This is a genomic window from Candidatus Phyllobacterium onerii (assembly GCF_028331445.1).
GTDB lineage: Bacteria > Pseudomonadota > Alphaproteobacteria > Rhizobiales > Rhizobiaceae > Phyllobacterium > Phyllobacterium onerii.
The window spans coordinates 248,912-275,086 of sequence record NZ_JAQMHX010000004.1; the positions used below are offsets into that span (position 1 = coordinate 248,912).

The 26,175-nt window shown below is 58.1% G+C and carries 26 protein-coding genes; 6 read left to right on the plus strand and 20 right to left on the minus strand.

What is annotated here, in order from left to right; genetic code table 11:
- Positions 1–186: 186 nt before the first annotated feature.
- From PHA01_RS11510 to hutI, 17 genes are all read right to left on the minus strand, one after another.
- Complete coding sequence (locus PHA01_RS11510; RefSeq protein WP_271895514.1) at positions 187–1,224, minus strand: sulfate/molybdate ABC transporter ATP-binding protein; 1,038 nt, start codon at positions 1,222–1,224, stop codon at positions 187–189.
- A gap of 15 nt (positions 1,225–1,239) precedes the next feature.
- The gene (gene cysW / locus PHA01_RS11515; RefSeq protein WP_271895516.1) at positions 1,240–2,121 is read right to left on the minus strand and encodes a sulfate ABC transporter permease subunit CysW; all 882 of its coding nucleotides are present in this window, start codon (positions 2,119–2,121) and stop codon (positions 1,240–1,242) included.
- Entirely contained in the window at positions 2,111–2,971 is an 861-nt protein-coding gene (cysT, locus tag PHA01_RS11520; protein ID WP_271895518.1) for a sulfate ABC transporter permease subunit CysT, read from the minus strand. Before cysT ends, cysW begins: the two co-directional genes overlap by 11 nt.
- 4 nt (positions 2,972–2,975) lie before the next feature.
- Complete coding sequence (locus PHA01_RS11525; protein ID WP_271895520.1) at positions 2,976–4,004, minus strand: sulfate ABC transporter substrate-binding protein; 1,029 nt, start codon at positions 4,002–4,004, stop codon at positions 2,976–2,978.
- Between the two features lie 312 nt (positions 4,005–4,316).
- Positions 4,317–4,493 carry a hypothetical protein gene (locus PHA01_RS11530; protein WP_271895522.1) on the minus strand — a complete coding sequence of 59 codons (177 nt, stop codon included), beginning with the start codon at positions 4,491–4,493 and terminating at the stop codon, positions 4,317–4,319.
- A gap of 13 nt (positions 4,494–4,506) precedes the next feature.
- Complete coding sequence (locus PHA01_RS11535; protein WP_271895524.1) at positions 4,507–5,013, minus strand: hypothetical protein; 507 nt, start codon at positions 5,011–5,013, stop codon at positions 4,507–4,509.
- Positions 4,994–5,173, minus strand: coding sequence for a hypothetical protein (locus PHA01_RS11540; RefSeq protein WP_271895526.1), 180 nt, complete (start codon positions 5,171–5,173; stop codon positions 4,994–4,996). Before PHA01_RS11540 ends, PHA01_RS11535 begins: the two co-directional genes overlap by 20 nt.
- Before the next feature lie 245 nt (positions 5,174–5,418).
- Positions 5,419–6,009, minus strand: coding sequence for an SCO family protein (locus PHA01_RS11545; RefSeq protein WP_271895528.1), 591 nt, complete (start codon positions 6,007–6,009; stop codon positions 5,419–5,421).
- Complete coding sequence (locus PHA01_RS11550; RefSeq protein ID WP_271895530.1) at positions 6,009–6,533, minus strand: copper chaperone PCu(A)C; 525 nt, start codon at positions 6,531–6,533, stop codon at positions 6,009–6,011. The genes PHA01_RS11545 and PHA01_RS11550 overlap by 1 nt, the downstream gene beginning before the upstream one ends.
- A 22-nt stretch (positions 6,534–6,555) precedes the next feature.
- The gene (locus PHA01_RS11555; protein WP_271895532.1) at positions 6,556–7,914 is read right to left on the minus strand and encodes a PepSY-associated TM helix domain-containing protein; all 1,359 of its coding nucleotides are present in this window, start codon (positions 7,912–7,914) and stop codon (positions 6,556–6,558) included.
- A gap of 83 nt (positions 7,915–7,997) precedes the next feature.
- Positions 7,998–8,381, minus strand: coding sequence for a hypothetical protein (locus PHA01_RS11560; RefSeq protein WP_271895534.1), 384 nt, complete (start codon positions 8,379–8,381; stop codon positions 7,998–8,000).
- 224 nt (positions 8,382–8,605) lie between these two features.
- Positions 8,606–9,370 carry a histidine utilization repressor gene (hutC, locus tag PHA01_RS11565; protein ID WP_417020952.1) on the minus strand — a complete coding sequence of 255 codons (765 nt, stop codon included), beginning with the start codon at positions 9,368–9,370 and terminating at the stop codon, positions 8,606–8,608.
- A gap of 9 nt (positions 9,371–9,379) precedes the next feature.
- Complete coding sequence (locus PHA01_RS11570; RefSeq protein WP_271895536.1) at positions 9,380–9,961, minus strand: HutD/Ves family protein; 582 nt, start codon at positions 9,959–9,961, stop codon at positions 9,380–9,382.
- The gene (gene hutU, locus PHA01_RS11575; RefSeq protein ID WP_271895538.1) at positions 9,961–11,631 is read right to left on the minus strand and encodes a urocanate hydratase; all 1,671 of its coding nucleotides are present in this window, start codon (positions 11,629–11,631) and stop codon (positions 9,961–9,963) included. The genes PHA01_RS11570 and hutU overlap by 1 nt, the downstream gene beginning before the upstream one ends.
- 271 nt (positions 11,632–11,902) lie before the next feature.
- The gene (hutG, locus tag PHA01_RS11580) at positions 11,903–12,706 is read right to left on the minus strand and encodes an N-formylglutamate deformylase (protein ID WP_271895540.1); all 804 of its coding nucleotides are present in this window, start codon (positions 12,704–12,706) and stop codon (positions 11,903–11,905) included.
- Positions 12,707–12,949: 243 nt separating this feature from the next.
- Positions 12,950–14,509, minus strand: a complete 1,560-nt coding sequence (gene hutH / locus PHA01_RS11585; RefSeq protein ID WP_271895542.1) for a histidine ammonia-lyase — start codon at positions 14,507–14,509, stop codon at positions 12,950–12,952.
- Positions 14,510–15,703, minus strand: coding sequence for an imidazolonepropionase (hutI, locus tag PHA01_RS11590; RefSeq protein WP_271895544.1), 1,194 nt, complete (start codon positions 15,701–15,703; stop codon positions 14,510–14,512). It abuts the gene before it with no gap.
- A gap of 85 nt (positions 15,704–15,788) precedes the next feature.
- Between hutI and PHA01_RS11595 the strand changes: the two genes are divergently transcribed.
- The 3 genes from PHA01_RS11595 to PHA01_RS11605 all read left to right on the plus strand — a co-directional run bounded on the left by PHA01_RS11595 (position 15,789) and on the right by PHA01_RS11605 (position 21,741).
- The gene (locus PHA01_RS11595; protein ID WP_271895546.1) at positions 15,789–17,171 is read left to right on the plus strand and encodes a formimidoylglutamate deiminase; all 1,383 of its coding nucleotides are present in this window, start codon (positions 15,789–15,791) and stop codon (positions 17,169–17,171) included.
- Between the two features lie 80 nt (positions 17,172–17,251).
- Complete coding sequence (locus tag PHA01_RS11600) at positions 17,252–18,484, plus strand: Mrp/NBP35 family ATP-binding protein (protein WP_271895548.1); 1,233 nt, start codon at positions 17,252–17,254, stop codon at positions 18,482–18,484.
- Positions 18,485–18,777: 293 nt separating this feature from the next.
- Positions 18,778–21,741: a GH92 family glycosyl hydrolase gene (locus PHA01_RS11605; RefSeq protein ID WP_271895550.1), complete on the plus strand. Its 2,964-nt coding sequence runs from the start codon at positions 18,778–18,780 to the stop codon at positions 21,739–21,741.
- A 50-nt stretch (positions 21,742–21,791) separates the two neighbouring features.
- Here the strand turns inward: PHA01_RS11605 and PHA01_RS11610 are convergent, their stop codons facing one another.
- Positions 21,792–23,423 carry an alpha-D-glucose phosphate-specific phosphoglucomutase gene (locus tag PHA01_RS11610; protein WP_271895937.1) on the minus strand — a complete coding sequence of 544 codons (1,632 nt, stop codon included), beginning with the start codon at positions 23,421–23,423 and terminating at the stop codon, positions 21,792–21,794.
- Positions 23,424–23,574: 151 nt separating this feature from the next.
- Between PHA01_RS11610 and PHA01_RS11615 the strand changes: the two genes are divergently transcribed.
- Complete coding sequence (locus PHA01_RS11615; RefSeq protein ID WP_271895552.1) at positions 23,575–23,832, plus strand: type II toxin-antitoxin system Phd/YefM family antitoxin; 258 nt, start codon at positions 23,575–23,577, stop codon at positions 23,830–23,832.
- Complete coding sequence (locus PHA01_RS11620; RefSeq protein ID WP_271895554.1) at positions 23,832–24,245, plus strand: type II toxin-antitoxin system VapC family toxin; 414 nt, start codon at positions 23,832–23,834, stop codon at positions 24,243–24,245. Before PHA01_RS11615 ends, PHA01_RS11620 begins: the two co-directional genes overlap by 1 nt.
- Positions 24,246–24,291: 46 nt before the next feature.
- On the opposite strand, the gene PHA01_RS11625 is transcribed toward PHA01_RS11620, so the two are convergent.
- Entirely contained in the window at positions 24,292–24,909 is a 618-nt protein-coding gene (locus tag PHA01_RS11625; protein WP_271895556.1) for a L,D-transpeptidase, read from the minus strand.
- A 175-nt stretch (positions 24,910–25,084) separates the two neighbouring features.
- Here PHA01_RS11625 and PHA01_RS11630 point away from each other — a divergent pair, with 175 nt between their 5' ends.
- Positions 25,085–25,579 (plus strand): MmcB family DNA repair protein, encoded by a 495-nt coding sequence (locus PHA01_RS11630; RefSeq protein ID WP_271895558.1) that lies wholly within the window; start codon positions 25,085–25,087, stop codon positions 25,577–25,579.
- A 1-nt stretch (position 25,580) separates the two neighbouring features.
- Here the strand turns inward: PHA01_RS11630 and PHA01_RS11635 are convergent, their stop codons facing one another.
- Positions 25,581–26,144: an ActR/PrrA/RegA family redox response regulator transcription factor gene (locus PHA01_RS11635; protein ID WP_112525471.1), complete on the minus strand. Its 564-nt coding sequence runs from the start codon at positions 26,142–26,144 to the stop codon at positions 25,581–25,583.
- Between the last annotated feature and the right edge of the window lie 31 nt (positions 26,145–26,175).

A 26,175-nucleotide genomic window follows, 5' to 3' on the forward strand; every position in this document is an offset into this window, starting at 1 on the left:
ATGAAAATGAGTCAGATTTCTATTAGCCTTTGTACGCAATTTTGAAGCTTCTGCACAGGGGGAAAGCCGCTGTAGCGGCGGGTCGCAGCCGAACAACCCAACGCTTCGCGACAACAGTGCAGCCACTAACTGTAACAAAAAAGACCGGGATTTGGCCATCCCGGTCTTTCACTCAGTTGGGTCGCATCAGCTCTTCGGGAACACGCGCCAATGTTTGGGGCGAAAAGCGATGCGGCTTGTTTCCGTTGCCGGATGGTCCGCTGGAATTTCGATCTCCACATGATCGGTTACCCCAGCTATTCGCAGCTCAATGCGCCGCGTAGCACCGACACGGCGGCTTGCAACGACTGTACCGGCGATTCCGCCGTTGGAGTCCTCGATAAGGTCGACATCGTGGGGTCGGAAATATAGCCGTGCTTCACCGTCAGGTCGATCGCTGGAGATGCCCAGCGCTTGGCCATCGAGCCATAATTCGCCGTTCTTGACGTGAACTTCGATGGAACTCGACTCACCGATGAAGCTGTAGACAAACGGTGAATTCGGGCGGTCATAGACCTCATCGGGGGTACCGATCTGTTCTATCCTGCCTTGGCTCATGACCACAACGCGGTCCGCCAATTCCAGCGCCTCGTCCTGATCGTGCGTTACGAAAACAGTCGTGTGCTTGGTCTTGTCGTGGATCTCACGCAACCAGCGGCGAAGTTCCTTGCGGACCTTCGCGTCGAGCGCGCCAAAGGGTTCGTCCAGCAACAACACTCGTGGTTCGATAGCCATGGCACGGGCGAGCGCGACGCGTTGACGCTGGCCGCCCGAGAGCTGCGCAGGATAGCGTTTCTCAAGGCCGGAAAGCTGCACGAAATCCAGAAGTTCCGACGAGCGTCGACGGATTTCGTCCTTGCTGGGCCGACTTGAACCCGGACGTACCTTCAGGCCGAAGCCGACGTTGTCAATCACTGTCATATGGCGGAATAGAGCATAATGTTGAAAGACGAAACCGACGTTCCTCTCCTGCACGGACTTCAGCGAAGCATCCTCGTCGCCAAAGAAAACCTTGCCCTCGGTGGGAGTTTCAAGCCCTGCGATCAGGCGCAACAGGGTAGTCTTGCCAGATCCGGACGGACCGAGCAGCGCAATGAGTTCGCCAGAATTGATATCAAGTGAAACGTCGTGCAGCGCTGGAAACCGATCGAATTCCTTGCGTACACCACTTACGCGAACATCCATAAATTCTATTCCCCTTTAGTGTCCGCCAACTGCACGTAACTCCGCGCCGTATCTCAGCTCCAGAAGAGTCTTGAGAACGAGTGTTACCAGCGCAAGAAGCGCCAGGAGCGAAGCCACTGCGAAAGCAGCGACAAAATTATATTCATTGTAAAGAATTTCGACATGCAGCGGCATCGTGTTGGTGAGGCCCCTGATATGTCCTGAAACGACAGACACTGCGCCAAATTCTCCCATGGCCCGGGCGTTGCATAAAAGTACGCCGTAGAGCAAGCCCCATTTGATATTTGGAAGCGTCACATGCCAGAACGTCTGCCAGCCATTGGCCCCGAGCGATAACGCGGCTTCTTCATCGGTCGTACCTTGCTCCTGCATCAGCGGAATCAATTCCCTCGCGACAAATGGAAAGGTGACGAACATGGTCGCCAGCACGATTCCTGGCACGGCAAAGAGGATCTCGATGCCATGGGATTTCAGCCAAGGACCCAATGCGGATTGCGAACTGAACAACAGCACATATACGAGGCCGGAAATAACCGGCGATACCGAGAACGGGAGATCGATCAATGTGGTCAGAAAAGCCTTGCCCTTGAATTCGAACTTGGCGATCGCCCACGCTGCAACAACGCCGAAAACAACGTTGAGCGGTACTGCGATGGACGCTACCAGCAGTGTCAGACGAATGGCTGCCTGAGCATCAGGTTCGGAAAATGCAGCGAAATATTCGGCCGGGCCCTTGCGAAACGCTTCGACAAAAACCGACACGAGCGGAAGCACAAGAAACAGCGCAAGAAAAACCAGGGCAATCCCGGTCAGAACAAAGCGTGCCGTGCGCCGCTCGGTGGTGGCGTGCCGCGCCGTGGCTGTTGGGTCTATGACTTGAACGGGTTCAAGCGCCATAACCATACCTCCTCCGGCTCCAGGCCTGAATGAGATTGATGACGAAAAGCATGAAAAATGAGATCAACAGCATGATCGTCGCAATCGCGGTCGCACCCGCATAATCAAATTCCTCCAGTCGGATCACGATCAAAAGCGGTGCAATTTCTGAGACATAAGGAAGGTTCCCGGCGATAAAGATCACAGAACCGTACTCACCTACCGCCCTCGCAAATGCCAGCGCGAATCCGGTCAGGATGGCCGGCTGCAAGCCCGGCAAGAGCACCCGCGTAATTGTCTGGAAGCGATTGGCGCCGAGTGTCGCTGCAGCTTCTTCGACCTCCTTGCGGATTTCTTCCATCACTGGCTGAACGGTCCGAACAACAAAGGGCAGCCCGATAAAGATCAGGGCGATGGTTATGCCGATCGGCGTGAAAGCAACCTTGATCCCGATCAGATCGAGCCAATGACCTATCCAGCCATTTCTGGAATAAAGCGCCGTCAGCGCAATGCCGGCAACTGCCGTCGGCAATGCAAACGGCAGATCGACTATGGCATCGACAATTCGACGGCCTGGAAACCGGTAGCGCACCAGAACCCACGCAACGATGACACCGAAGATGACGTTGATCACAGCAGCAATAAGGGATGTCCCAAAGCTGATTTTCAGCGCATTTACGGTCCGTGGATCAGTCGCTACGTGCCAAAATCCGGGAAAACCCAATGAAGCCGAGCGCAAGACAAGGCCAGTTAGAGGAATGAGAACAATGAGTGCGAGGTAGGCAAGAGTGAAGCCGAGCGTCATTCCAAATCCTGGAATAACGCTCGGCTGCTTAAACCGCCAACCCGCGTTCGCAAGGTTGGATGTCATGCTGTTACTGTTTCGGCTTGTAAATCTGGTCAAACGTTCCGCCATCTCCGAAGTGATAGGGTTGTGCCTTTGCCCACCCACCGAAGATTGGATCATCGATCGTAACCAGTTTCAACTCCGGTAATTTTTTGATGAGCTCTGGCGGTACCAGTTCAGGCTCGGAGGGACGATAGAAGTGCTTGGCTGCGATCGTCTGGCCTTCCTTGGAATAAAGATATCCAAGATAGGCTTCGGCTGCCTTGCGTGTGCCTTTTGCATCGACATTCGCATCCACCACGGCAACCGATGGTTGGGCGAGAATCGAGCTGGGTGGAACGACGATATCGAATTTGTCATCGCCGAATTCCGCTGATGCGAGGTAGGCCTCATTTTCCCAGGCAAGCAATACGTCACCGAGTTCGCGCTGGGCGAATGTATTGGTCGCGCCGCGTGCACCGGAATCGAGTACGGGAACGTGCTGGAACAAATTTCCAATATATTCCTTGATCTTGGCTTCATCGCCGCCGTACTGCGCGTTGGCCCAAGCCCAGGCCGCAAGGTAGTTCCAGCGGGCGCCACCGGACGTTTTAGGATTAGGCGTGATCACCTCGACGCCATCTTTAACGAGATCTCCCCAATCCTTGATGCCCTTCGGATTGCCCTTGCGCACGAGAAAAACAATGGTCGACGTGTAGGGCGCAGAGTTGTGCGGAAATTTCTTGATCCAGTCGGGATTGATTTTCTTGGCCTTGACGATGGCATTCACATCGCTTTCAAGCGCCAGCGTCACGACATCAGCGTCCAGCCCATCAATGACGGAACGCGCCTGCGCACCTGAGCCGCCGTGAGATGCCTGGATGGTCACTGTCTCGCCCGTGTCGGCTTTCCACTTGGCGGCGAACGCCGCATTGAAATCCTTGTAAAGCTCGCGTGTCGGGTCGTAAGACACGTTCAAAAGGGTGGTGTCCGCGTTGGCAGCAGACATCGGCTGAATGGCGACTGTTGCTGCAAGCAACACAGCCGCCAGTGCTAGGGAAAATCGGGAATGTTTCATGCCTGCCTCCGTATGATTAGAACTGAAGCGTAGCAGAGCGTCTCCAAATAGGGGCGTTAGAAAGAATTCCTTTTACAGTGAAAAATTAGAATATTCTACCAGATCGGCATAGTCTACTGAAACAGTCGTCTATAATGAGTGAGCATAGGATTCTCTCAAACTTAAGTAGCACGGCCGTTTGTGGCCGATTGAGTAGGTCGCTGGGTCTTTTCTGGAAAATGCGACCATGCTGGAATAATTGTCCCGCCCCGAAAAGACACGACCGAGCCGCGTCTTTTCGGCCGCTCGAGCTGCGTAGACTCGCTCGAATGTCTATTTGCCCAATAGCATTTTCACCGGCGTCGCGTCAGCAAGCCGCGTATAGTTGGCGGGATTGTTGTGGGCATCTTTGAAGGTGCGCGTCTTGATCGGCATGACGAAGATTGCCGCTGTCAACAAAGCGGTGGCTGCTATGGAAAGGCGGCGTTCCATACGTGAAGTAATGATCATGCGCTTTCTCTCCTCAGTGAAAGTTCGCCCGCAACGGGCGGGAAATAATGTCCTCGATTGCGGATTTCGGGATCGGCAAGAGCATCTGATCCATCTCGGCCAGCGTTTCGGCAAAACCGATCGCTGCGTTCTCCACTTCCTCATGGCGCGAGGGACATGCCATGGCATTGAGGCAGGTTCGTGCCGCAACCATGTCGCAATTTTGTATCCCCGCGATAAGCCCCAAAGTCATGCATTCCTCCCGGCAGACATGGTGCGAGCCAAATGGAAAAGTCTTGAGCGGGCATAATGCGCAGTGGCGCAGCGTCCGGATGAAGAACGACAGTTCGGATAGGGCGCGGTTGCCGTTGCGCGTGCCGAGAAGCTCGCAATAGAGCCCAAAAGCCATTTCCCACGCGATGACGGAGCCCGTTTCGAAACCTGCCGTCCAACGCCGGTAGCCTTCGAGCACGAGCTTTTCCGGTGTGCGATCGAAATAGCAACCTGCATTGTTGCCGGCTTCAGATATGCGTGGATACATCGCCGCTCCCTTCCTGTTCGTTATTGCGGATCAGGGCGAAGGGACCATTGCGGTAACCGCGGATGACCGGCTGCCTTAGGCTACGGCCAAAGACAGGAGACAGTTGCTGATGGTTCAGCAGGGAAACCACGCGCAGGCGTGGCAGAAAAAGACCTATCATAGGGTCCTCCAATCGAAAGGGTTCAAGGCCCAGACATCAAAGGGATGTGCTTTTGCACTTTCCGCATAAAGGCTTCTGATAATCGCAATGTCAAACACTAAATCTTTAAAACCCATAAAAATATCAATAGGTTAGAATAATTCTAGTAAATTATGAGTTTTTTAGTATACAAATGTTCGGATTAGCCCGCGAAGAGCATAGTTCTCTTCCGGACCGGGGGCCGGAAGAGATGACAGATGCATGTTTTATCCGGCGATCAGCAGCCGAAGCTTTTTCAACGCAATGTCAGGGCTTTCCTTGTAGTCGATCGTGCTTTTTAACCGCCCGTCGCGATCAAGCAGCATCACCGACGCGGTATGGTCCATGGTGTAGTCGCCGTTTTCAGTTGGCACCTTCTTTGCATAAATCTTCCAGCCCTTGAGGAGCTTCTCGACTTCCTGCGGATTGCCAGTGATGCCGGTGATCCGGTCGGTGAAGGCCGATGTATAACCCTTCATGACGTCCGGAGTGTCGCGCTCCGGATCGACGGAAATGAAGAAGACGCGCAGGTCTTTGCCCTCATCGCCAAGTGTCTTCAGCCATCCGGCCATTTCGAAGAGGGTTGTCGGACATACCTCGGGGCAATGGGTGAAACCAAAGAACAGTGCTGTTGGATGGCCCGTGAAGGCCGCGTCCGTGATCGGAGCGTTGTTCTGGTCGACAAGATTGAACGGAACGCCGAGCTGCACAGCCTGCGCATTGCCGCCATTTCGCGCGTTGATGTAAGTGAAAACCAAGAAGCCGCACAATACAGCGATCAGCGCCCATAATGCATAGCGCAAGAGACGGAAATTCATCAATTGTGCTCCATGCTTGTTGCGCCCGCAGGCCCGACCATGAACTGGACGTCGACCTTGCCGGCTTTGGCAAAATCAAGCGTAACAGGCACCATATCACCCTCTTTCAGGGGTGCTGAAAGGTTGATCAACATCAAATGTGCGCCGCCGGGAGAGAGTTCGGCGCTGCCGCCAGCCGGAATCTCAAGTCCGTCCTTCAGCTTGCGCATTTGCATGACGTTGCCATCCATCTTCATTTCATGCACCTCGACCCGGGCAGCAACAGGGCTCGAACCACCGAGGAGCTGGTCTGGCGCGTTCGATTGATTTTCAATCTTGATATAGCCGCCGCCGACTTTCGCCCCGGGGAGGGTGGCGCGGGTAAAGGCGCCGCTCAAGGTCAGATCCCCAGCTTTTACGGGGTCCATCGAGTTGTCTTCGCTCATGGTGGCACCCTGCATCATCTTGGAATGATCGTGCGCCTGAGCAGACGAGATTGCCGCAAATACCAGCGCGACGGCGGCAATTCTGGAAAAAGATTTCATGAGGCGTCTCCTATCCATATTTTTATGAGAATACACGTTGCAAAGGCGAAGGGATGCGCGTGATCAACTGGTCGAGGATCAGCATGCCGAGAATTGCGAACCCGGTCAGCGGAAAGGCGATGCCGAATACCAGTATAACCAAGGTAAATACTGCAAAGACACTTTTCTGCTGCGGCATCGGTGGCACGCCGAGCCGTCCTGAAGGACGCCGCTTCCACCACATCACCACCGCAGAGACCGAGGCGAGGATGATCGCAAGGCATGTCGCTAGCATGGCGAGTTGGTTGGCGAGGCCCCAATATTGGCCCTGGTGCACGCCGATCCCAAATTCAATTGCCTTGGCTCCAGCTCCATAATCGGAAAACTTCAAATCCACCAATGGGTTAGCGCTATACTGGTCGAAGTGGATTGTCCGCTGTTTTGCGATATCGTCGGGGAAAACGGCTGCGGTATAAACCCCCTTCTTGCTGGCAGGCAGGGAAATTTCAAAGCCCGGTGTCATGCCCGCTGCCGCCGCGGAGGCAACAATCCGGTCAAGGCCGACGGGCGTCCCGCCTGGCGTCGACACGGGTACCGGTGCGTTCTCGACAGTCCATCCGGAATTGCCAAGTACTCGTTTTGTCTGAAGTTTTGAAACCGGCACGTTGTCCCAGAGCTGAACGGGATAGCCAAGTCCATAGCCGGCCAACGTCGTGTTCAGCTTGTCACCCCAATAGCCCGACCACGGCATACCAGATATCGCAAGGAAGAAGATCAATGCGCCGGCACCTGCGCCGGTGACCGCATGCAGATCCCGCCAGAACACGCGTCTATCCGGAGTCCCGCGCACAGTGATGACACCGCCGGTCTGCTTGCGCGGCCACCATAGATAAAAGCCTGTAGTTACAAGGACTAACGCAAGTCCGCCTACAGCTTCCACAATGCGGTTGAAGGCAAGGCCAAAATATTCAAGGCTGTGGATCTTCTTGACCACCCAGCTGAATTCTTCCTCTTCGCCGACCCTGCCAAGGACCGCGCCGCTGTAGGGATCGACGAAGACCAGAACGTTCCCGCCGGGAGTGCCGACGGTGACTTTTGCCGACTGAGTTGGAGTGCCAGGCGATTGATATCGCAGCACTTTTGATCCCGGCACAGCCGCTTTCGCGTTGTCGGTCAGGAGCGAAGGGGCGAGCGATTCGCTGCGCGGCTGAACCACGTTGCGGTAGGCGAAGACGGTATTGTCGATTTCGTCCTTGAACAAATAGAGGCTGCCGGTAACGGCGAGATTGAGCATGAAAGGGATGACCAGAAGGCCGGCGAAAAAGTGCCAGCGCCAGATGGCGCGGTAGAGTGAAAGGCTGAGATAATAAGGCTTCCCGGAAGCCATGCTTGAGACGGTCATATGTGTTCCTGTCGTCTGACAGCAAGGGTGACGGCACCGCCGGAGCGGGCCGCCGCGACGCGCCATCGAGGGCGCATTTTATGTCAGACGAGGGGAGGAGCTTGCGGCGGAGCCGACGGCGGAAAGAGGCTGCGCGCGATCCGGACCGCCTCTCGCTTCATCGTAAGTGATTGAACCGGCTCGTTTTTCAAGCCGGACGCCATGGGCGGAACCGGCAGAACGACGGATGCCGAGAGGCGGCAGGCCTCGCAGCCATTGCCGTGCCAGGCGCTCTTGTGTGAACCTTGATCCACCTTGTTGTCGAGGCAGAGAACGGGTACTGAGCCGTCCGGCAAAGTATAGGCGGCAAGGTCGATATCACTGGCTGGAGAGGCTGAAATGGGCTGGTGCGCGAAGGCAACGAATACGAGCGCCAATGCGCAAAGCATGCGCACCACCAATCGCCCGTCGTTCCGAATATTGCGCATTACCGCCTCATTTTCACTTCGCAGTCTAAATACAGGAGCCAGACCTGAAAATCCATGCGGCAAAGAGGAATGCAACTGAGCACACCCAAATTTCCCGCGATGGTGGAAAATCTTGCGCCAGATTCGATGATTCTTGCACCAGTTTAGGCAACTCTTGCATGAGTTTTGCCTATTCTTGCGCAAAGAATGTTTCGGTTCCGATCAGCATGATTCCAAATTCAGATTTACGCAGAATCGCGGCGCGGCATGTCACCCTTGGGACTGAAATGGGCGACCAGCCGGTAGGTTTCACCCGGGTAAAACATCCGAACGGCGGTGATCGGCCGTTTGCCCCGCCATGTCGATCGTTCGACCTGCAAACAGGCCGAGCCTTCCGGCACCTCGAGACGAGAGGCAAGCACGGAATCTGCGTTGAACGCGCTGATCCGGTTTTCGGCTTCCGACCAGGGCACATGACCGCGCAGCCAAGTTCCCGGAGGTTCGTCGGCAAAGGAGATATTGGCGGCTTCCGGCACGCTGACAAGATCGATCAGTCGGTCCTCGAAAGCATGGACGCGCCGGCCGGCAAAGTGACGGCAGTAAATCGCCAGAACCTGACGCGGCGTTTGCACATTGAGGCGTTCCATATCGTCCCGTGTCGAGCGGCGCTGCTGCCGTGAGATCACCTCAAGTCTGTAGACCTGCCCGATGGCCTCGACCTCGGCACGCACGTCGGGAATTTCGATGACGGCCGATTGGGATAGCGGCTGCGAAACGAAGCTTCCCGCCTTGCGGCGGCGCTCGATGAGCCCGGAAGCGGCAAGCGCCGACAGAGCCTTGTTCACCGTCATCCGCGCACAACCGTAGGTTTCCATTAATTCGCGTTCCATCGGAATGCGAAAACCGGGCGCCCATTCGCCGAGCAGGATCCGCTGTTCGATGTCATGGCGGATACGGGCGGAGAGTTGGCCCTTCGGCGTATCGGTGATGGGTTTTTCCAATTGATCCAAAGCGACCTCTTATTCGGCCGATAGAGTTTGCGACAGGCGAACGATGATGGCCTCTCCCGATCCGCCAATGGAAATCTCTGGCGTATCTGCGGAAGCATCGATCAACGCAGCATCATGCGCGTCAAGCACTGACGACTCACCAAGAGTGATCTGGCCACTGCGGCAGAAGATGATGCAGGCATCCGCAGTGACGGGCAGAAGCTGTGTCCCATCGATGGACAGATTGTCGACGCTGTGAGTCCAGCGCCCGCGCCGTGTCATGGCATTGAAATCTGTGATGGGTCCAGCGATCAATTTTGCGGATGCAGTCGCGTCTCCCGGGAATGGATAAGGCTTACTCGCAGGGGTCAGTCGAACGAGTGGTGTGCCCTCGACGGCAAGGTGCAGTCCTTCGCCGCTAACCACGGCCAGCGTGCGGTCGATGCCCTCAAACCGCGAAAATGGTCCATCGGAAGCAACAGTCGCCATGCTGATGCGCCAGTCGAAATCGGCGACAGATGCGAGTGGAGGAGCGACGGCAATCTCGGTGGTGACGCCGCCGCCATTCTTCCACGGCATTTGCCGGTGATCGCTGGCCCGGAGTATTTGCATCAGCCGAGGATGCCCGGCAGGTTGAGGCCCTTTTCCTTCGCGCATTCTATGGCGATCTCGTAGCCCGCATCGGCGTGGCGCATGACGCCGGTTGCCGGATCGTTCCAGAGAACGCGCTTGATGCGTTCTGCCGCATCGTCAGTTCCGTCACAGCAAATGACCATGCCGGAATGCTGGGAAAAGCCCATGCCGACACCGCCGCCATGATGCAGGGAGACCCAGGTTGCACCGGAGGCGGTGTTGAGCAGTGCATTCAAAAGCGGCCAGTCGGAGACCGCATCGGAGCCATCTTTCATGGCTTCCGTTTCGCGGTTCGGCGAGGCGACCGAACCTGAATCGAGATGATCGCGGCCGATGACGATCGGTGCTTTCAGTTCGCCGCTGCGCACCATCTCGTTGAAAGCGAGTCCGAGCCGGTCGCGGTCGCCGAGACCGACCCAGCATATGCGCGCCGGCAGACCCTGAAACGCGATGCGTTCCCGCGCCATGTCGAGCCAGTTGTGCAGATGCGTGTTGCCGGGCGTCAGTTCCTTCACCTTGGCGTCGGTCTTGTAAATGTCTTCCGGATCGCCCGACAACGCCGCCCAGCGAAACGGCCCGATGCCCCGGCAGAACAGAGGACGGATATAGGCGGGGACGAAGCCGGGGAAGGCAAAGGCGTTTTCCAGTCCTTCATCCTTGGCGACCTGACGTATGTTGTTGCCATAGTCGAGTGTCGGGATACCTCGTTCCCAGAAGGCGATCATGGCTTCGACATGTTCGCGCATCGAAGCACGCGCGGCTTTCTCGACGGCTTTAGGATCGGTCTCGCGCTTCTGGCGCCATTCGGCCATGGTCCAGCCTTTCGGCAGATAGCCGTTGACCGGATCATGGGCCGAGGTCTGATCGGTGACGATGTCCGGGCGCACATTGCGCCGGACGAGCTCGGGCAGGATATCGGCGGCATTGCCGAGCAGACCGACCGATTTGGCTTCGCCCGCCTTGGTCCAGCGCTCGATCATTTCCAGCGCTTCATCGAGTGTTTCGGCCTTGGCGTCCACGTACCGGGTGCGCAGGCGGAAATCGATCGAGTCCGGATTGCACTCGACGGCGAGACAGCAGGCCCCGGCCATGACGGCAGCCAGCGGCTGTGCCCCGCCCATGCCGCCAAGTCCGCCGGTCAATATCCATTTGCCCTTCAGATTGCCGCCATAATGCTGGCGCCCAGCTTCGACGAAGGTTTCATAGGTGCCCTGAACGATGCCTTGCGTTCCAATATAGATCCACGAGCCGGCGGTCATCTGGCCATACATGGCAAGACCTTTCTTATCGAGCTCGTTGAAATGATCCCAGGTTGCCCAATGCGGGACGAGATTGGAATTGGCGATCAGCACCCGCGGCGCGTTGGCATGGGTCTTGAACACACCGACCGGTTTGCCTGACTGGACGAGCAGCGTTTCATCCTCGTTCAGGGTTTTGAGGGTGGAAACGATCTTGTCGAAATCGTCCCATGTGCGGGCGGCACGGCCGATGCCGCCATAGACCACGAGCTCGTTGGGATTTTCCGCAACATCGGGATCAAGATTGTTCATCAGCATGCGCAGCGGCGCTTCGGTCATCCAGGATTTGGTGTTCAGCTTGTCGCCGCGCGGAGCGCGCACTTCACGGATATTAGAGCGGTTTGTAATCATATTGAATCATCCTGCCGGAGGGAATTTGGTTCAAGGTCGAGGGGTTTGGCGAGGCCGATGTGGTTGCAGCGGACGACGCCGAAGCCCGATGGATTTGGGCCAAATTCACCCGGCCCTTCGGGTTTCCGGCTGGCGGCCAACCACTTTGTCAGGCGGCGTCGGACGATGGAAGGGCATCGACCTCGCCACCTTCCGCGTGGATTGTCTCGCCGTCCGAGAAACAGGATTGATACAATATGGTCACAAACCGCTCTATGCCGCGGATTGTTCATTATTTGCTCCCCAGCTTGATCGCGGTCTGTCGGATGATTTCGAGAATGTCTTTGAGGTGCTTGCGCAGCCGTTCGGCTTTGGCCTCGTCATAGGCGAAAGGCGGCGCTTCCTTCGTCAGATGCGAGGACTGCGTCAGTTCCATCTGGATGGCGTGGATGCCGAGCTTTGGCTGGCCATAATGCCGCGTCGTCCAGCCACCCTTGAACCGGCCGTTGATGACGGCGTCATAACCCCGCGCCGCGAATGCGATCCGGCCGACTGCCGAGGCGATTTCCGGAGAACAGCTGTTGCCCTCATTGGTGCCGATGTTGAAATCCGGAAGCTTGCCCTGGAAGAGAAACGGGATGTGCGAACGTATGGAGTGGCAGTCGTATAGAACGACAAGGCCGTGCGCTTCGTGCACGCGCTCGATCTCCTTGGCCAGTGCGACATGGTAAGGGCTGTGGAACTGTTTCAGCCGGTATTCTATGTCCGCGGCCGTTGGCTTCTCGCCATCGCGCCAGATCGGCTTGCCGTCGAAATCAGTATCGGGAATGAGACCGGTGGTATTCTGTCCCGGATAAAGACTGACGCCTGAGGGATCACGATTGGCATCGATGACGTAGCGATGAAAGGTGGCGCGGACAGTCGTGACCTCTGGAAGCAAGCCATCGTAGAGCTTGTCGATGTGCCAGTCCGTATCGGTGAGCATCTGGCCGGTTTCATTGAGCCGGGCGCGAATGTCGTCCGGCACATCGGTTCCCGTGTGCGGAAAGCCCAGAATTATCGGGGATGATCCCTGTTTGACGTCGACGGGATTCATAATTGTGTATCCAGGAACTTGTCGATAGCGGAGTTTGTGGTGTTGGGCAGTTTGCCGATTTGGAGAAAACGTTGCGGTCCTTGCCCTCCCCCTTGTGGGGAGGGTGGCTGCGAAGCAGCCGGGAGGGGACTTGCTTCATTTAGAAAAACCCCTCCCCGTCGCTTCGCTCCGTCCCTCCCCACAAGGGGGAGGGCAAGGACGGCAACGTTTGCGTCAGATAAAGTAAAAGAGGATGCGGGAATGTTATGCATTACCGACACCCTTCACACTCAGAACTGGCAGAATATCGGGAGAAATTGCGGCGTTGAGCGCGCCCGAAGCAACGAGAACGGAAACGGATTTCAAGTCCGGCGCCATGTAGCGGTCCTCGTCGAGCGTTGGCACTGCGACCCGAATAACGCCATGCGCACGCGTGAGTTCCGGGCTGGTCTGCAGGGGTTCGCGCAGGTCGATCCCCTGTGCGGCGGTCAGCGCCTCGATGCCGATGATCGAGAACAGATTGTCCGTCATCTGCAACAGGCGGCGCGCGCCATGGCAGGCCATCGACACGTGATCTTCCTGATTGGCCGAGGTCGGCGTTGAATCCACCGACGCCGGGTGTGACATCTGTTTGTTTTCCGACATCAGCGCCGCCGACGTGACCTCGGCAATCATCAGGCCGGAGTTGAGGCCGGGCTTTCTGGCAAGGAACGCCGGCAGGCCGTAGCTCAAGGCCGGATCGACCAGGAGGGCAATGCGGCGCTGGGCGATCGCGCCGATTTCACAAATGGCGAGTGCGATCTGGTCGGCAGCGAAGGCCACCGGCCCCGCATGGAAGTTGCCGCCCGAGACGACGGAGCCATCGCTGAGCACCAGCGGATTGTCGGTAACGGCGTTGGCCTCGATTTCGAGCGTACGCGCCGCCATACGCAACAGGTCTAGGCAGGCGCCGTCCACCTGCGGCTGGCAGCGGATGCAATAGGGATCCTGCACACGTTCGTCACCCTCGATATGGCTCTCGCGAATGGGCGAGTTTTCAAGCAGTCGCCGAAGCGCCGTGCCGGTATCGATCTGGCCGCGATGACCGCGTAAGGCATGAATATCCGGATGGAATGGCGCTGACGAGCCCATTGCGGCGTCCGTGGAGAGCGCGCCGGTGATCAGCGCCGATTGACCGGCGCGGTGGGCGCGAAACAACCCCGCAAGCGCGAGAGCCGTCGATACCTGCGTGCCGTTGATAAGCGCGAGACCTTCCTTGGCCGCCAGTACGACGGGCTTGAGCCCCGCTTCGGCAAGGCCCTCGGCCGCCGGCATCTGTCTAGCCTCGAACGTGACGTCGCCTTCACCGATCATCGCCGCGGCCATGTGAGCGAGGGGCGCAAGATCACCGGAAGCGCCGACGGAGCCCTTCTCGGGAATGACCGGGATCACGCCTTTTTCCAGCATGGCTTCTATAAGGCTGATGAGTTCCGGGCGCACGCCGGAAGCGCCGCGACCGAGCGAGATCAGCTTCAGCGACATGATCAGGCGTACGATGTTTTCCGGCAGCGCGTTCCCGACCCCGCAACAATGCGAAAGGATAAGATTGCGCTGCAGCGTTCCGACATCCGCAGCATCAATCCGGATCGAGGCAAGTTTGCCGAACCCGGTATTGATGCCATAGACCGGCGCATTCCCGGCGGCGATTTCGGCAATTCGTTTCGCTGCCGATTCGATCCCCGCGTGGAAGGACACATCGAGCTTTGCCGGCGTGCCATGCCAGTAGATGGTTTCGAGATTGGCAAGCGGCACTGCGCCGGGGTGCAAGATTATCGTCATCGTCAATTATGCTTTCAAAACGAGCTGGTGGAGTGGGTTGAAGCCGATGCGATAGCAAAGTTCCGCTGGTTGCTCTGCGTTCCAGATGGCGATCTCGGCGCGCTTGCCCGGCGCAATGGTGCCCATTTCGTCAGCGAGGCCCAGGGCGCGCGCGGCTTCACGCGTGGCGCCGGCGAGCGCTTCTTCGACGGTCAGCCGGAAAAACGTGCATGCCATATTCATGGTCAGGAGCAGGGAAGTGAGCGGCGATGTGCCGGGATTGCAATCGGTGGCGACGGCGATGTGGACACCGGCATCGCGCAGGATCTGGACAGGCGGCGCGCGCTCTTCGCGCAAGGCATAGAACGCACCCGGCAGGAGCACCGCGACTGTTCCGGCAGCCGCCATGGCCCGGGCGCCTTCCTCATCGAGATATTCGAGATGGTCGGCGGACAAGGCGCCATACGACGCCGCGAGCTTGGCCCCGCCCAGGTTGGAGAGCTGTTCGGCGTGGAGTTTGATCGGCAAGCCAAGTGATTTCGCCTTGTCGAAGACGCGGGCGATCTGGGCGGGCGAGAACGCGATACCCTCGCAGAACCCATCCACCGCATCGACGAGACCTTCCGCATGCGCTGCATCGAGACCGGGGAGGACGACTTCGGAGATATAGTCATCAGGCCGGCCCTTATACTCCGGCGGTGTCGCATGGGCAGCGAGGTAGCTTGTGAGGATGCGCACCGGGCGCATGGTGGCGAGGCGGCGCGCGACGCGCAGCATCTTCAGCTCGGCGTCGATATTCAGCCCATAGCCGGATTTTATCTCGACGGTGGAGACGCCTTCGGCGAGCAAGGTATCGAGCCGCGGCAGGCTCTGCGCCAGGAGCACCTCTTCGTTCAGGGCATTGGTCGATTTGACCGAGGAGATAATGCCGCCGCCGGCGCGCGCGATGTCCTCATAGGTCGCGCCTTCGAGCCGCATCTCGAACTCGCGGGCGCGATTGCCGCCAAAGACCAGATGCGTGTGGCAATCGATGAGGGCAGGGGTGGCCAGCCTACCGCCAAAATCCTGGCGCTCGACATCATTCCAGTCCGCAGGGATGGACTGTCCAACCCAGGCGATCCGCTCGCCGTCGATGCCGATCGCGCCGTTTTCAACGAGGCCATACGGCGCGCCGGTATCTTCCAGCGTGGCGATCCTCAATCCGGACAGAATTTTCCTCATCGGCTGCGACCTGCTCCCGTTTTTGGTCTTGCCCGCAAGGTTAATATGTATATACATAACGTGTCAATCCGGCGGGAGGAAAGAAATGACTGAGGCTAGAAAATCGGTGTTCGCCCGGACAGCGCTCACGCCAAATGGCTGGGAGAACAATGTTCTGATCGAGATCGACAGTGCGGGACGCATTGGTTCGGTTGTGGCCGGGAACGAAAGCGCATCGAATGCTTACGCTGTAGATGTCCTGCTGCCGGCGCAGGCAAACCTCCACAGCCACACATTCCAGCGGGCGATGGCCGGGCTTTCCGAAGCACGCAGCCCTGCGGGGCGCGACAGCTTCTGGACATGGCGCGAGATCATGTACCGGTTCCTCGACATTCTGGACCCTGAGGATGTCGAGGCGATCGCCGCCTTCGCCTTCGTCGAGATGCTGGAGTCCGGCTATTCCAGCGTTGCGGAATTTCACTATGTACATCACCAGCCGGGCGGACAGCCCTACGCGAACCTCGGCGAATTGTCGGAACGCATCGCCGCTGCGGCGAGCGCCACCGGCATCGGCCTGACGCTGTTGCCGGTCGCCTATATGCAGGGCGGCGTCGACGGACGGGCGCTGGCGGGCGGGCAATTGCGCTTCGGCAACGATTTCGACCGTTACGTGCGACTGGCGGGGCAGGCGCAGGAAGCGGCCAAAGCTGTCAGCACCGATGCCGGCTTCGGCGTCGCACCGCATTCGATCCGCGCCGTCAACGAACGCGATCTGAAGGCGCTGGAGCAGCATTTTCGCGACATGCCGTTCCACATCCATATTGCCGAGCAGATCCCGGAAATCGAAGAAGTGCAGGCGGCTTACGGCCAGCGCTCGATGACGTGGCTGCTCGACCACCTGCCGGTCGGTAAGCGCTGGTGCCTGATCCACTCGACCCATATGACATCGCAAGAAACGCGCCGGGTTGCGCAAAGCGATGCGGTTGTCGGACTGTGTCCGATCACCGAAGCCAATCTCGGCGATGGCATCTTCGACGGGGTGAATTATCTCGGCGCGGGCGGGCGCTTCGGCACGGGATCGGACTCCAACATCCGAATTTCACCCTCGGAGGAACTGCGCCAGCTCGAATACAGCCAGCGTCTGCGCGATGTCTCCCGTGTTACGCTGTCAGTCGACGGCAAATCCTGCGGCCGCACGCTTTACGACACCGGGCTGGTCGGGGGCGCGCAGGCTCTCGGCCGCGACGCGGGCAGTCTTGCTCCCGGCAAATGGGCCGACATGATCGCGCTCGATGCTCAAAACCCCGCGCTGTTGGGGCTGAACGGCGACCGGCTGCTCGACGCTTGGATATTCGCGGGCGACCGCCACGCGGTTAGCGATGTCTGGTCAGCCGGACGGCATGTGGTGCATGAGGGCCGCCACCGCGACCGGGATGAAATATTCGCCGCCTACAAAGCGCGCCTGGCGCCGATCCTCTCCAAGCTCTGACTTGCGCGGATAATGACCATTGGCGATTCGCTCCAACTCCACTATTTGAGTTGGAGGGAATGACAGGGATGGATTTGAGAATGGCAGGCGTGACGCAGGAGCAGGTGCTCGAGCAATTGAAGACGGTGACTGGCCCGGACTTCAACAGCAATATTGTCGAGCTCGGTCTGGTTTCGGATATTTTCATCGCAGACAACAAGGTGTTCTTCTCGATCACCGTGCCGGCCGCGCGAGCGCAGGAACTCGAACCTTTGCGCGCCGCCGCCGAGCGTGTCGTCAAGGCGATGCCGGGGGTGAACGGCGCTATCGTCGCGCTGACCGCCGAGAAAAAAGGCGGGCCGACAAGCGATGATGCCCCGCCCCGCCCAACACCCCCAGCGCGCCCGGCGCAACGTCCGGCGCCGGCGGGGGCGGTTCCGCCACCACGGGTCGTGGCCCAGAGTGGCGCGGCAGGCCAGGGTGCACCCGCGCAAGCGGCGCATGGACACAGTCACGGCGCCCCGGTCAAATCCGGCGTGCCCGGTGTCGGCGCGATCATCGCCGTCGCCTCGGGCAAGGGCGGCGTCGGCAAGTCGACGACGGCCGTCAATCTCGCGCTGGGGCTCAAGGCCAATGGCCACAGCGTCGGCATTCTGGACGCGGATATTTACGGGCCCTCCATGCCGCGGCTGCTTGGTCTGCATGGCAGGCCGGAGGTTGTCTCCGGCCGCGTGCTCAAGCCCATGGAAGGCTACGGCCTCAAAGTCATGTCGATCGGCTTCCTCGTCGATGAGGAAACGCCGATGATCTGGCGCGGGCCGATGGTCATGTCGGCGCTGACTCAGATGCTGCGCGAGGTGCAGTGGGGCGATCTCGACGTGCTTGTCGTCGATATGCCGCCCGGCACCGGCGATGCGCAATTGACCATGGCCCAGCAGGTGCCGCTGGCCGGCGCGGTCATCGTCTCGACACCGCAGGACCTCGCGCTGATCGATGCGCGCAAGGGTTTGAACATGTTCAAGAAGGTGGATGTGCCGCTGCTCGGCATCGTCGAGAACATGAGCTATTTCATCGCCCCGGACACCGGCACACGCTACGACATCTTCGGCCATGGCGGTGCACGTAAGGAGGCGGAACGCCTCGGCGTGCCCTTCCTCGGCGAGGTGCCGCTGGTGATGGAAATCCGCGAGACGTCCGATGCCGGAACGCCTATAGTTGTCAGCAATCCCGACGGTCCGCAGGCACAAGCCTATCGCGAGATCGCCGCACAAGTCTGGGACCAGCTGGCGGCGACGAAAGGCGGACGCGCCGCCCCGGCGATTGTGTTTGAGTAGAGCAATTCCGCACGGAGAACGGCTTCACATTTTTCCCGGAATTGCTGTAAAACCCGCCACTTCTCGTGGCGGGTTTTGTTTTTACGGACCCCTGATTGGTTCATTCTCTTAGACTTAAGGCGAATTGACTCCTGTCGCCGAGGCGAATTAATCACAGAATCTTATTTAATCGGCTTAAGCCGCCCTGGGAGGAGCGCGGTTTGAAGCGTGGTTGGCTGCAACCACTCTCGCGCCCCTGACGCGGTGATTTTTCAGTTCAAGAACATTTTCAAAAAATCCATTTGGAGGAAATAATGATATTGCGACGTATATTCATCGCTGGGCTTCTCGGCTGCACCATGCTCGCCGGTTGCGACGGCGACGATAAGAGCCCGCCAGCCGATACCACATCGCAAGGCACCTTCGACCAGCTCAAACAGGAGAATGCGCAGCTCAAGGGCACCGTGGACGGTCTGCTGGAACGCTTCAAGGCGTTGGAGCAAAGCCTGGGCGGCACGCAAGGCGACGTGGCGGAACTGAAGAAACTATTTGCGGCGCTGAGCGGCGGCTTTACCGAACTTGTGGCCCGGGTGACGGCGACGGAAGCCGATATCGCCACGCTGAAGGGCCTGAATGCGCAGCTCGCCGATTTGGAGAAGAAGGTCAAGGCGCTGGAAACAACCAGCCTGACGGGGGCTGAGAAGGCAAGTGTCCAGACCATCACAGAAAGCCTTGCAACCTTGCGGAACGATATCGACCAGGAACTCAAGAAGAAGCTGGTTGCGACCGATCTGAAGAGTTTGGAGGATAAAGTTGCGACGCTGGAATCCGGCAAAGTGGACAAGGGCGCACTGGAGACGTTGGCGCTGGAGATCGAGAAGAAGTTGGCCGCACTCGACGATACCGCCAGGCTTGGCTCAAGCGCGACGGGCGATTTCAAAAAGCGCATCGAGGCGCTGGAGGGGGAAATCGACAAGCTCAAGAATCCGCCGCGTGTCGATATCGCGCTGACGCAGTTTGTCGATCCTTTTATCGGAACGGGGCCCGGTGCGCCACATGATACCGGCGGCAATGGCATGGGTGCCTTCACCTTCCCTGCTGCAGGCAGGCCGTTCGGCATGGTCAATTGGGGACCGGATACGAACACGCCGGGAGGCTATTCCGTCAAAGGTTATCACTACGAGATGAACCGCATTACCGGCTTTCCGCTCACCCACTTGAGCGGCGTTGGCTGCGATGCGGGCAGCGCTATTCCGTTTTTGCCGATGTCCGCTGCGAGCGAAACGCAGCCAGCCCTCGATCACAAACAGGAAGCCGCTCAGCCCGGCTACTACTACATCAAGTTCCCCGGCAGCGATATCGAAACCGAACTGACGGCAACGACACGCTCGGGGCTCGGCAAGTTCACCTATCCGGCGGGCAGGAGCGCGCTGCTGCGCATCGACGCCGCTTCCAGCACCGGCTCCGGCACGCTTGCTGTCGATGTAGCGTCGAAGAGCGTTTCCGGCTCTACGAGTGACGGGGGCTTCTGCGGTGCCGGCGGCCGGTTCAACGTGTACTTCCACGCAGTGTTCGATCAGGCTTTCACGCCCTCGACTTCCTCCGGAAATGCCACGACGCTCACCTTCACTGCTGCTGCCGGCGCGCCGACCGTCATGCGTGTGAAGGTTGGCCTCTCATATGTCAGCACGGCGAATGCCAAGGAAAACCTGGAGAAGGAAAGCGGAAATGCAACTTTCGAGCAGGTGCGGGAGCAAGCAAGTGCCGATTGGAACAAGCGGCTGAACGCCATCCAGGTCAGCGGCGGCAGCGCCGACGACACCAAGAAGTTTTACACGGCGCTCTACCATTCGCTGCAGACGCCCTCGACCTTCAGCGATGTCAACGGCGAGTATATCAGGTTCGGCGATGAGAAGACGGAGAAGGTTGAAAAGGATCGCGTCCACTATTCGAGCTTTTCGAGCTGGGATACGTATCGTTCGCTGGTCCCGCTGCAATCGCTGCTTTATCCGCATGAACTCAGCGACATGATGCAAACTCTGGTCAACGACGCAAAACAGTGCGGCGGCACCTTCCCGATGTGGGTTCACGGCAATTCCTCGAGCCCGATCATGCCGGGGGATGGCGTCTCGATCATCGTGGCGCAGGCTCATGCCTATGGCGCTCGCAACTTCGATACTGCGGCTGCGAGCAAGATCATGCGCGATACCGCCTTCGGACGGACAACGGAATGCGATGGGCGTACGACCCTTCCCGGGCTCGGCGACTACATGAAGCTGGGCTACATCCCCTACAACAGCAATGAGCAGGGCGATACCTCGTCCAATATGGAATATACGAGCACCGACTTTGCCATTTCACAGTTCGTCACGGCGCTTGGCACGAAGGACGATCAGGTGGTCGTTGGCGGCCCTACGGATGAGGCAGTGACGTTACGCAAGCGTTCCGGCAACTGGAGTAATCTATTCAATCCTGACTGGAAAAATGTAAAGGATCAACCGCACCCCCTCATTCAGCCGCGCGGTAAGGATAGGAAATGGCCGGCTGGCTTTGTGCGCGATAATACGGGGTATGGCGGCAGCTACAAAGAGCAGTACCGCGAGGGAAATGCCGAACAATATACCTGGATGGCGCCGCATGATATTCGTGGACTTATCAATGCCGTTGGCGGCGACAAGGCAGCACTGTCGCGGCTCGATACATTCATGAAGTATGTGAACGCCTACGAAATTGGTTCGACGGCGGAGCCCGGCTATATGTGGATCGGCAATGAGCCCAACTTTGCGTCGCCATTCCTGTATAACTGGACAAGCCAGCCCTATAAATCGCAGGCCGTGGTCCAGCGCATAAGGACCAGCCAGTTCACCACTAAGGTGGATGGGATTCCGGGCAATGACGATCTCGGCGCTGAATCCGGCTGGCTGGTGTGGAGCATGCTTGGGCTCTATCCGGAAATTCCGGCCGTACCGGGCCTCACATTGACTAGCCCGCTTTTTGAAAAAGCGGTGGTCTGGCAGGGAGACAACAAGCTGATGACCATCAATGCGCAGAACCCCGGCAAGACCTATATTCAGGACGTCAAGCTCAATGGCGAGGCTTATGGCAGCACCTGGCTGCCATTTGATCCAGCCAAGAGCGGTGCGAAGCTCGACTTCACACTCGGCGACAAGCCGAGCTGCTGGGGATCGAAGCCGACGGCGAATATCGCGCCATCCTTTGGTCCCGACGGCAAAGATACGCCGCTATTGGTGCCAGTCGAAGCATGTGCTTTGCAATAGATATAAAAAGGGCCGTCTTGACGGCCCTTTTTCTAATTGTCAGCGATCAATCACGTAATAACACTCGGCTCGTCACGCCCCGTATGACCCTTGATATCGGCAAGGTCGTGTGCGGCGCGGATGAGATCGGCGAGCGCGCCTTGCGTTTCGAGATCGTGGCGCTTCGGATCGGGTTCGTAGCGTTCGATATAGACGCGAATGGTTGCGCCTGAGGTGCCGGTGCCCGACAAGCGGAAGACGACGCGCGAGCCGCCTTCGAACAGGATGCGGATGCCCTGGTTCTTGCTGACCGATTTGTCGACCGGATCGTGATAGGCGAAGTCATCCGCATGCGTGATCTTGAGGCCCTGGACCGAAGTGCCGGGTAGCGTTGGCAGCTTGGCGCGCAGATCGTCCATCAGCTTGTTGGCGCCAGCCGTATCGACGCCTTCATAATCGTGGCGCGAATAATAATTGCGCCCGTAAGTCGCCCAATGCTCGTGCGCGATGTCCTGGACACTCACCTTGCGCACGGCAAGGATATTGAGCCAAAGCAGCACCGCCCAGAGGCCGTCCTTCTCTCGCACATGGTTGGAGCCGGTGCCGGAGCTTTCCTCGCCGCAGATCGTCGCCATATCCGCATCGAGCAGATTGCCGAAGAATTTCCACCCCGTTGGCGTTTCATACATGCCGATCTTCAGCTTTTCCGCGACGCGGTCAGCCGCGCCGCTGGTGGGCATGGAACGGGCGATGCCCTTGAGGCCGGCCTTGTAGCCGGGCGCGAGATGCGCATTGGCCGCAAGCATGGCCAGCGAATCGGAAGGGGTGATGAAGATGCCTTTGCCGATGATGAGGTTGCGGTCGCCATCGCCATCGGAGGCGGCGCCGAAATCAGGACCGTCCGGCGACATCAGCAGGTCGTATAGGTCCTTGGCATAAACGAGATTGGGATCGGGATGATGCCCGCCGAAATCCTCCAAGGGCACGAAATTGATGCAGGTGCCGTCCGGGGCGCCGAGGCGATGCTCGAGGATTTCCTTGCCATAGGGCCCCGTGACCGCATGCATCGAGTCGAAGCGCAGGGTAAAGCCCGACTTGATCAAGGCGCGGATCGCGTCGAAGTCGAAGAGCTGTTCCATCAGTTCGGCATAATCCGCGACGGGGTCGATGATTTCGATATCCATTTCGCCGATCTTCTGCGTGCCGATCGTATCGATATCGATATCAGGCGCATCGGCGATCACATATTGCGTGATCGTCTTGGAACGGGCGAAGATCGCTTCGGTGATCTTTTCGGGAGCAGGTCCCCCATTGCCGATATTGTACTTGATACCGAAATCCTCGGTAGGACCGCCTGGGTTGTGGCTGGCCGAAAGGACGAGCCCACCGAACGCCTTGTATTTGCGAATGACATTCGAGGCCGCCGGCGTCGACAATATGCCGCCCTTGCCGACGAGAACGCGCCCGAAGCCATTGGCGGCAGCCATCTTGACCGCGATCTGAACCACTTCGCGATTATAGTAGCGGCCGTCGCCGCCGATCACCAATGCCTCGCCCTTGAAGCCTTCAAGCGAATCGAACACCGACTGGATGAAGTTCTCGACGTAGTTTTCCTGCTGAAACTCCGGCACTTTCTTGCGCAGGCCCGATGTTCCGGGCTTCTGGTCGTCAAATGGCTTGGTGGCAACGGTCTTGAACATGATGGGCTTCCAGTCTCACTTAAGCGTCTGCGACAATCTATGGGCCGGTCGTGTATCAGGTCAACACGACAGAATTTCGAAGGCACGATGAAATTCCAAAGGTTGAATGCCATGGCGGAATGTAGTAACATATCTACAACCAAAAGGAGGTTTTATGGGCATTACCACCATCTCCAGTAGAGAGTTCAATCAGCACGCTAGCGAGGCTAAAAAGGCAGCGAATGACGGACCTGTTTTCATTACGGATCGGGGCCGACCTGCGCACGTTCTCTTGAGCATCGAAGAGTACAGAAAGCTGACAGGAACAGGCAAAAGTCTTGCGGATGCCTTGGCCCAGCAAGGTGATGACGGAGATTTCGATTACGAGTTTCCAAGGCTGGAAATACATTTCAAGCCTGTTGATTTTTCTTGATGTTCATTCTGGACACCAATTTTCTCTCAGAGATGCGCCGGGCAAACAAGGCGGATCCAAAAGTCTTGGCTTGGGCGGCTGCGAATAATTTTAACGATTTTTTTCTGTCCTCGATCACCGTCTTCGAGCTCGAATTAGGTACTCTGCTGATGGAGCGCAGAGATGCAAAGCAAGGCCTGGTTTTACGCGCTTGGCTGAACGGTTGGGTTCTCGTTGAATTCAGAGAACGAATTCTTGCGGTAGATAGTGCTGTTGCACAATGTTGCGCGCATTTGCATGTTCCAAATCCCCAAGCGGAACGGGATTCATTTATTGCGGCAACAGCAATCGTTCACGGTATGACTCTCGTCACCCGCAATGTGGCCGACTTTCAATCCACCGGAGTTTCCATCTTCAACCCCTGGAATGAATAAAGGCCGCTCGAAAGCGGCCTTTCCGACGTGTTGCTGAGCCAGCAAATTATCTGACGATGACCTTGGCGCCGACTTCTGCGCGGTTGTAAAGGTCCATGATGTCCTGGTTCATCAGGCGAATGCAACCGGAAGACATGGCCTTGCCGATCGACCACCATTCCGGCGTGCCATGCAGGCGGTAGCCGGTGTCGCCACCCTTGTTGAACAGGTAAAGCGCGCGGGCGCCGAGCGGGTTGGTGATGCCGGGGTCCATGCCGTCGCGGAATTCCGCAAGCTTGGGCTGGCGCTGGATCATCTCGCGCGGCGGTGTCCATGTCGGCCATTCGCGCTTCATTGCGACGCGCGCGGTACCATGCCATTCGAAACCCTGCTTGCCGACGCCGATGCCGTAGCGCATCGCCTTGCCGCCGCCGAGCACATAATAGAGATATTTCGTACCCGTATCGACGATGATCGTCCCCGGAGCTTCGCTGCCATCATAGTTGACTTCCTGGCGCAGATACTGCGGCGGGATCTTGGAGCGGGGAACAGCGGGAATCACGTAGCCGGCGTCGACGACGGAATTGTAGGAGGCTGTGGAATAGCTGAAGCCGATCGTGGAACAGCCGGTCAGAGCAGTTGTAGCCATCAGCCCAACTGCGACGACGATAGTCTTTAATGGCATGGTCACCCCAATATTAAGACGGATCTATGTGCGTTTTCTTGTGTTGCCTCTCTAGCGCCATTATTGTTAATGGCTGATTAACCGTAAAGCGAAGTTTTTCGTTAACCTCTCAATCTTCAACCGGGCGGTGTAGTTTTTTTGCCATGGTTGCAAATTTGCCGATATTCTGCGGATCATGCCTCTAGTCAGCCTGGGTCAGACAAGCCCGCTCATCGATGGGCGGCAATCGGAAAATGCCATGCTGGTGCGCCGCGGCGTGCAGCGGCTTTTCCTTGAACTCGGACTTGCAGTGATGCCGGAATTGCCTTTGGCGTCCGGTCGGCGCGCCGACCTTGTGGCATTGACGCGCAGCGGAGAAATCTGGATCGTCGAGATCAAATCCTCGATCGAGGACTGGAAGGTGGATCGTAAATGGCCGATCTATCGGGCGCATTGCGACCGGTTGTTCTTCGCTACGCATCCCGGTGTTCCATCAGACATTTTCCCCGAAGATTGCGGGTTCATTCTTTCGGACGGCTACGGCGCCGAAATCATCCGCGATGCACCCGAGCACAAGCTTGCAAGCGCAACCCGCAAGGCGATGACGCTGCGGTTTGCCCGCGTGAGTGCAGCGCGCATGACGCTGGCGGAACTGTCAGGGATAGACTTGCCTGAAACGGATGTAGAATAGGCTAACGCGGAGCGCGTTTGGCCAAAATCCGCTGCAACGTACGGCGGTGCATGTTCAGCCTGCGGGCAGTTTCGGAAACATTGCGATCGCACATCTCGTAGACGCGCTGGATATGTTCCCAGCGAACCCTGTCGGCCGACATCGGATTTTCCGGCGGAGCGACCTTTTCCCCCGAACGCCGCGTCAATGCCGCAAAGACTTCATCGGCATCGGCTGGCTTCGACAGGTAGTCGATGGCGCCGAGTTTGACCGCATTGACCGCGGTCGCGATGTTGCCGTAGCCGGTAAGGATGACTGCACGCGTGTCTTCGCGCCGGGCGCGGATAGCCTCGATAATGTCGAGGCCGTTGCCATCGCCGAGCCGCATATCGACCACCGCATAGGCTGGGGCGTGGGTCTTGACGCTGGCAAGTCCGGCCTCGACCGAATCGGCAATGGCGACGGTAAACCCTCGCGTTTCCATGGCGCGTGCAAGACGCTGCAAAAAGGGCTTGTCATCATCGACAAGAAGAAGTGTCGGATCGCCGCCTATGGCTGCAATATCGTCCTGATCCGTGTTTTCCATCAGGGTTTCCTGCTCTTTTTTTACTATTATT

Bases quoted from the DNA above. Each gene is read 5' to 3' on its own strand.
- PHA01_RS11550 (WP_271895530.1), bottom strand. From the start codon at position 6,533: ATGAAATCTTTTTCCAGAATTGCCGCCGTCGCGCTGGTATTTGCGGCA.
- PHA01_RS11605 (WP_271895550.1), top strand. From the start codon at position 18,778: ATGATATTGCGACGTATATTCATCGCTGGGCTTCTCGGCTGCACCATG.
- PHA01_RS11510 (WP_271895514.1), bottom strand. From the start codon at position 1,224: ATGGATGTTCGCGTAAGTGGTGTACGCAAGGAATTCGATCGGTTTCCA.
- PHA01_RS11555 (WP_271895532.1), bottom strand. From the start codon at position 7,914: ATGACCGTCTCAAGCATGGCTTCCGGGAAGCCTTATTATCTCAGCCTT.
- PHA01_RS11630 (WP_271895558.1), top strand. From the start codon at position 25,085: ATGCCTCTAGTCAGCCTGGGTCAGACAAGCCCGCTCATCGATGGGCGG.
- PHA01_RS11570 (WP_271895536.1), bottom strand. From the start codon at position 9,961: ATGCAAATACTCCGGGCCAGCGATCACCGGCAAATGCCGTGGAAGAAT.
- PHA01_RS11560 (WP_271895534.1), bottom strand. From the start codon at position 8,381: ATGCGCAATATTCGGAACGACGGGCGATTGGTGGTGCGCATGCTTTGC.
- hutI (WP_271895544.1), bottom strand. From the start codon at position 15,703: ATGAGGAAAATTCTGTCCGGATTGAGGATCGCCACGCTGGAAGATACC.
- PHA01_RS11635 (WP_112525471.1), bottom strand. From the start codon at position 26,144: ATGGAAAACACGGATCAGGACGATATTGCAGCCATAGGCGGCGATCCG.
- hutU (WP_271895538.1), bottom strand. From the start codon at position 11,631: ATGATTACAAACCGCTCTAATATCCGTGAAGTGCGCGCTCCGCGCGGC.
- hutG (WP_271895540.1), bottom strand. From the start codon at position 12,706: ATGAATCCCGTCGACGTCAAACAGGGATCATCCCCGATAATTCTGGGC.
- cysT (WP_271895518.1), bottom strand. From the start codon at position 2,971: ATGACATCCAACCTTGCGAACGCGGGTTGGCGGTTTAAGCAGCCGAGC.
- cysW (WP_271895516.1), bottom strand. From the start codon at position 2,121: ATGGCGCTTGAACCCGTTCAAGTCATAGACCCAACAGCCACGGCGCGG.
- PHA01_RS11535 (WP_271895524.1), bottom strand. From the start codon at position 5,013: ATGTATCCACGCATATCTGAAGCCGGCAACAATGCAGGTTGCTATTTC.
- PHA01_RS11615 (WP_271895552.1), top strand. From the start codon at position 23,575: ATGGGCATTACCACCATCTCCAGTAGAGAGTTCAATCAGCACGCTAGC.
- PHA01_RS11545 (WP_271895528.1), bottom strand. From the start codon at position 6,009: ATGAATTTCCGTCTCTTGCGCTATGCATTATGGGCGCTGATCGCTGTA.
- PHA01_RS11625 (WP_271895556.1), bottom strand. From the start codon at position 24,909: ATGCCATTAAAGACTATCGTCGTCGCAGTTGGGCTGATGGCTACAACT.
- PHA01_RS11525 (WP_271895520.1), bottom strand. From the start codon at position 4,004: ATGAAACATTCCCGATTTTCCCTAGCACTGGCGGCTGTGTTGCTTGCA.
- PHA01_RS11530 (WP_271895522.1), bottom strand. From the start codon at position 4,493: ATGATCATTACTTCACGTATGGAACGCCGCCTTTCCATAGCAGCCACC.
- PHA01_RS11540 (WP_271895526.1), bottom strand. From the start codon at position 5,173: ATGATAGGTCTTTTTCTGCCACGCCTGCGCGTGGTTTCCCTGCTGAAC.
- PHA01_RS11595 (WP_271895546.1), top strand. From the start codon at position 15,789: ATGACTGAGGCTAGAAAATCGGTGTTCGCCCGGACAGCGCTCACGCCA.
- PHA01_RS11620 (WP_271895554.1), top strand. From the start codon at position 23,832: ATGTTCATTCTGGACACCAATTTTCTCTCAGAGATGCGCCGGGCAAAC.
- PHA01_RS11600 (WP_271895548.1), top strand. From the start codon at position 17,252: ATGGCAGGCGTGACGCAGGAGCAGGTGCTCGAGCAATTGAAGACGGTG.